We start from the raw sequence: 4,540 nt of genomic DNA on the forward strand, positions 1-4,540 counted from the left end.
GGGGGAAGGGGGGGGAGCGGGGGGGGGGGGGGGGGGGGGGGGGGGGGGGGGGGGGGCGGGGGGGGGGGGGGGGGGGGGGGGGGGGGGGGGGGGGGGGGGGGGGGGGGGGGGGGGGGAATGGGTGTACGGGCCGGGCCTTCGTACGCGCTCGGCCGCTGAGCTCAGCGGGCAGGGGCGGCCTGGTCCGGAGTGACCTGTACGGCCGAGCCCGCGGCGGCCCGTGCCGCCGGGGCCGGGGCGGTCACGCCCGCCCCTGCGCCCCGGCCAGGGCGGCCTCGGCCGCGCCCGCGCCCGCGCCGCCGTCCGCGAGGACGTCCCGTTCCGTGCGGCCCAGGACGAGGGAGTCGCAGATTTCTCCCGAGCGGACGGCGAGAGTGGACAGCAGGGTCGACGTGATGCCGTGGGTGTGCTCGGTGCCGCCGCCCTGGAGGTAGATGCCCGCGCGGACGCGCCCCGTGGTCAGCACGCGGTGGTCGCGGTCGATGCGGAGCCGTCCCTGACCGTCCGTCAGGCACTCGCCGGCGAGGTCACCGAGGAGCTCGCCCGGGTCGGCGGGCCGGTAGCCGGTGGCGAGGATGACCGCGTCGCAGTCGAGCGTGACGTCCTCGCCCGTGGCGAGGGAGCGGATCACGGCCCGCGCCCCGCCGGGGACGTCCTCGACGGCGGTGAGCCGGCTGGTGTTGAGGATGCGGAGCCGCTCGCGGCCCTGGACCTTCTCCTGGTACGCGGTGCGGTAGAGCTGCTCGATCAGCTCTCCGTCGACGACGGAGTAGTTGGTGTTGGCGTGGTAGCCGAGGAGGGCCTGCTTGACGTCCTCCGGCGCGTCGTAGAAGTGGTCGACGGCCGCGGGGTCGAAGATGCGGTTGGCGTAGGGACTGTCGTCGGCGGGGCTGTAGCCGTAGCGCGAGAAGACGGCGCAGACCTCGGCGTCGGGGAAGGTGCGGTGGAGGTATTCGGCGCTCTCGGCGGCGGACTGGCCGGCGCCGACGACGACGAAGCGGCGGTGCGGCCTGTCGGCGAGCCCGGCCGCGCGGAAGAGCAGGTCGCGGTTGTGCCACACGTGCGGGCCGGCGCTGACGCCGTCGGGCAGGCGCGGGGTGAGGCCGGTGCCGAGGACGACGTTGCGCGTGCGGCGGACGCTCTCGCCGTCCGGGCCGTGCACGGCGCGGGAGACGACGTCCACGTACTCCGTCTCACCGTCACCGCCCCGTACGGGACGCAGGACGACCGCGGCCCGGCCGTAGTCCACGCGGGAGGCGAACTCGGCGGCGCACCAGGCGAAGTAGTCGTGGAACTCGACCCGCGTGGGGAAGAACGTCTTCTGGTTGATGAAGTCGGCGAGCCGGCCGTGCTCCTGAAGGTAGTGCAGGAACGAGAAGCGGCTGCCGGGGTCCCGCATGGTGACGAGGTCCTTGAGGAAGGACACCTGCATGGTGGCGCCCTCGATGAGCATGCCGCGGTGCCAGCCGAAGCTCTCCTGGCGCTCCAGGAATCCCGCGTGGATCTCGCTGCCGGGGTTACGGCGGTTGTGGTCGTCGATCGCGATGGCGAGGGCCAGGTTGGCCGGGCCGAAGCCTATGCCGACCAGGTCCTCGATGGGGCCGCACCCCGTGTGTGCGGAATCCCCGCGCCGTACCGACATGCTCATCCTTTCGTGGCTGCGAACAGCCCAGAACGCGAATGCTTAGGTTAGCCTAACCTAACTTTCCAGCCAGGTGGAGTGTCAAGTTCCGTCAGCCGCGTCGGCCGCGTCCAAGATGCGCGGCAACGCCGTTACGAACGCGTCGACTTGGCCCTCGCCGAGGACGAGCGGAGGAGCGAGCCGCAGCACGTCCGGTGCCGCCGCGTTCACCAGGAAGCCCGCTTCCAGCGCGGCCCGCTGCGCCCGCGCGGCCACCGGCGCGGCGAGGACGACGCCCAGCAGCAGCCCCGCTCCCCGCACCTCGCGCAGCAGCGGATGCCCCGTGGCCGCGATGCCGGCCCGCAACCGCTCCCCCACGCGCCGGACGTGCTCCAGCAGGCCGTCGGCCTCGATCGTCGCGAGGACGGCGAGGGCCGCCGCGCACGCCACCGGGTTCCCGCCGAACGTGGAACCGTGCTGACCAGGCATCAGCAACCGGGCGGCGCGCCCGAAGGCGACCGTGGCCCCGATCGGCAGCCCGCCGCCGAGCCCCTTCGCGAGGGTCACGACGTCCGGTTCCACCCCCGCGGCCTCGTGGGCGAACCAGTGCCCGGTCCGCCCGATGCCCGTCTGGACCTCGTCCAGGACAAGCAGTGCCCCGGCGGCCCCGGTGATCTCCCGGGCCGCCCGCAGATAGCCCGGCGGCGCGGGCACCACGCCGTTCTCGCCCTGCACGGGCTCCAGGACGACCGCGGCCGTCCGCTCGTCCACCGCGGCCCGCAGCGCCTCCACGTCCCCGTACGGCATATGCGTCACCTCGCCCGGCAGGGGCAGGAAGGGGTTCTGCTTGGCGGGCTGGCCGGTGAGGGCCAGCGCCCCCATCGTGCGGCCGTGGAACCCGCCGGCCGCGGCGACCATCCGGGTCCGCCCGGTCCGCCGCGCGATCTTGAAGGCCGCTTCGACGGCCTCCGCGCCCGAGTTGGAGAAGAACACCCGCCCCTCGCGGCCGGACAGCTCCAGCAGCCGCTCGGCCAGCCGTACGGGCGGCTCGGCCACGTAGAGGTTGGAGACGTGGGAAAGGGTGGCGATCTGCTCCGAGACCGCCCGGACGACCGCGGGGTGGGCGTGGCCGAGGGCGTTGACGGCGATCCCGCCGACGAGGTCCAGGTACGTCCGGCCGTCCGCGTCCTGGACCGTTGCCCCCTCGCCGCGCACGAGCGCCAGCGGCGGCGTCCCGTACGTGTCCATCAGCGCGCCCTGCCAGCGCTCCGTCAGCGCGGCGCCGCCGCGTCCGGCCGGTGGCGGGTTGTGTCGTTCGCTCATGCGGGCACCCGGTCCGGGATCACGGCCGGGTCCGGGACGACGGCCGTGCCGACGCCCTCGCCCGTGAAGACCTCCAGCAGCAGGGAGTGCGGGACCCGCCCGTCCAGGACGTGCGCCGTGCCCACGCCCGCGCGCACCGCCCGCAGGCAGCCTTCCATCTTCGGCACCATGCCGCTCGCCAACCCGGGCAGCATGGCTGCTAGTTCACTTACGGTCAGGCTGCGGATGACGTCCGTGCTGTACGGCCAGTCCGCGTAGAGACCTTCGACGTCGGTGAGGACGATCAGCTTCTCGGCGCTCAGGGCCTCGGCGAGGGCGGCCGCGGCCAGGTCGGCGTTGATGTTGTAGATCTCGCCGCCGGCACCGCGCGCGACGGGCGAGACGACGGGGATACGGCCGCAGGCGAGCAGCGCCTCCAGCGTCTCCGGGTCCACCGCCACGATGTCGCCGACCAGCCCGATGTCCACGGGCTCGCCGTCCACCTCGGCCATGCGCCGCACTGCGGTCATGGTGTGGGCGTCCTCGCCGGTCATCCCGACGGCGAACGGACCATGACGGTTGAGCAGCCCGACGAGTTCGCGCTGGACCTGCCCGGCCAGGACCATGCGGACAACGTCCATGGCCTCGGGGGTGGTCACCCGCAGGCCGGCTTTGAACTCTGATACGAGGCCGAGCCGGTCGAGCTGCGCGCTGATCTGGGGGCCGCCGCCGTGCACGACGACGGGGCGCAGCCCCGCGTACCGCAGGGAGACGACGTCCTGGGCGAAGGCGGCCTTGAGTTCCTCGTCGACCATGGCGTTGCCGCCGAACTTGATGACGACGGTCTTGCCGTGGAAGCGCCGGAGCCAGGGGAGCGCTTCGATGACGGTACGGGCTTTGCTGTTCGTGCTGTTCATGCTGTTCATGCCGCTCATGAGGAGTACGCGCTGTTCTCGTGGACGTAGTCGGCGGTGAGGTCGTTGGCCCAGATGACGGCGGTCTCCGAGCCCTCGGCGAGGTCGGCGGTGATACGGATCTCCCGGCGGCGCATGTCGACGAGGTCACGGTCGTCACCGACAGAGCCGTTACGGCACACCCACACGCCGTTGATCGCGACATTGAGCTGGTCCGGATCGAAAGCCGCATTGGTCGTGCCGACGGCGGACAGAACACGGCCCCAGTTCGGGTCCTCGCCGTGCAAGGCGCACTTGAGGAGGTTGTTACGGGCGATGGAACGCCCCACCTCGACCGCGTCGTCCTCGGTAGCGGCGTTGATCACCTCGATACGGATGTCCTTGCTCGCCCCCTCGGCATCACCAATGAGCTGACGCGCCAGGTCGTCACACACGGTCCGAACGGCTTCGGCGAAGGCATCCCGGGCAGGAGTGATGCCGGAGGCACCGGAGGCCAGGAGCAGGACGGTGTCGTTAGTGGACATGCACCCGTCGGAATCGACACGATCGAACGTCGTCCGGGTCGCGGCACGCAGCGCGGTGTCGAGTCCGGGAGTGTCGACGTCGGCGTCGGTGGTCAGGACAACGAGCATCGTGGCCAGGCCCGGGGCGAGCATCCCCGCACCCTTGGCCATGCCACCCACCGTCCAGCCCTCACCCTGCA

4 protein-coding genes are annotated in these 4,540 nt (G+C 72.6%); all 4 read right to left on the bottom strand.

Annotated elements, in window-relative coordinates:
* Window positions 1-241: 241 nt before the first annotated feature.
* On the bottom strand, window positions 242-1,642 hold the full coding sequence (locus tag D7231_RS34380; RefSeq protein WP_120760256.1) for a lysine N(6)-hydroxylase/L-ornithine N(5)-oxygenase family protein: 1,401 nt from the start codon (window positions 1,640-1,642) through the stop codon (window positions 242-244).
* Window positions 1,643-1,723: 81 nt separating this feature from the next.
* Window positions 1,724-2,944, bottom strand: coding sequence for an acetylornithine transaminase (locus tag D7231_RS34385; protein ID WP_120760258.1), 1,221 nt, complete (start codon window positions 2,942-2,944; stop codon window positions 1,724-1,726).
* Window positions 2,941-3,849 (bottom strand): acetylglutamate kinase, encoded by a 909-nt coding sequence (argB, locus tag D7231_RS34390; protein ID WP_120760260.1) that lies wholly within the window; start codon window positions 3,847-3,849, stop codon window positions 2,941-2,943. Before argB ends, D7231_RS34385 begins: the two co-directional genes overlap by 4 nt.
* Before the next feature lie 5 nt (window positions 3,850-3,854).
* A partial coding sequence (locus D7231_RS34395; RefSeq protein ID WP_199739522.1) for a bifunctional ornithine acetyltransferase/N-acetylglutamate synthase occupies window positions 3,855-4,540 on the bottom strand: 686 nt, incomplete at its 5' end.

Source organism: Streptomyces klenkii (assembly GCF_003626645.1).
Classification (GTDB): Bacteria; Actinomycetota; Actinomycetes; order Streptomycetales; family Streptomycetaceae; genus Streptomyces; species Streptomyces klenkii.

What these genes read in the sequence shown, in the direction of transcription:
- D7231_RS34380 (WP_120760256.1), bottom strand. Translation starts at nt 1,642, where the DNA reads ATGTCGGTACGGCGCGGGGATTCCGCACACACGGGGTGCGGCCCCATC.
- D7231_RS34385 (WP_120760258.1), bottom strand. Translation starts at nt 2,944, where the DNA reads ATGAGCGAACGACACAACCCGCCACCGGCCGGACGCGGCGGCGCCGCG.
- argB (WP_120760260.1), bottom strand. Translation starts at nt 3,849, where the DNA reads ATGAACAGCATGAACAGCACGAACAGCAAAGCCCGTACCGTCATCGAA.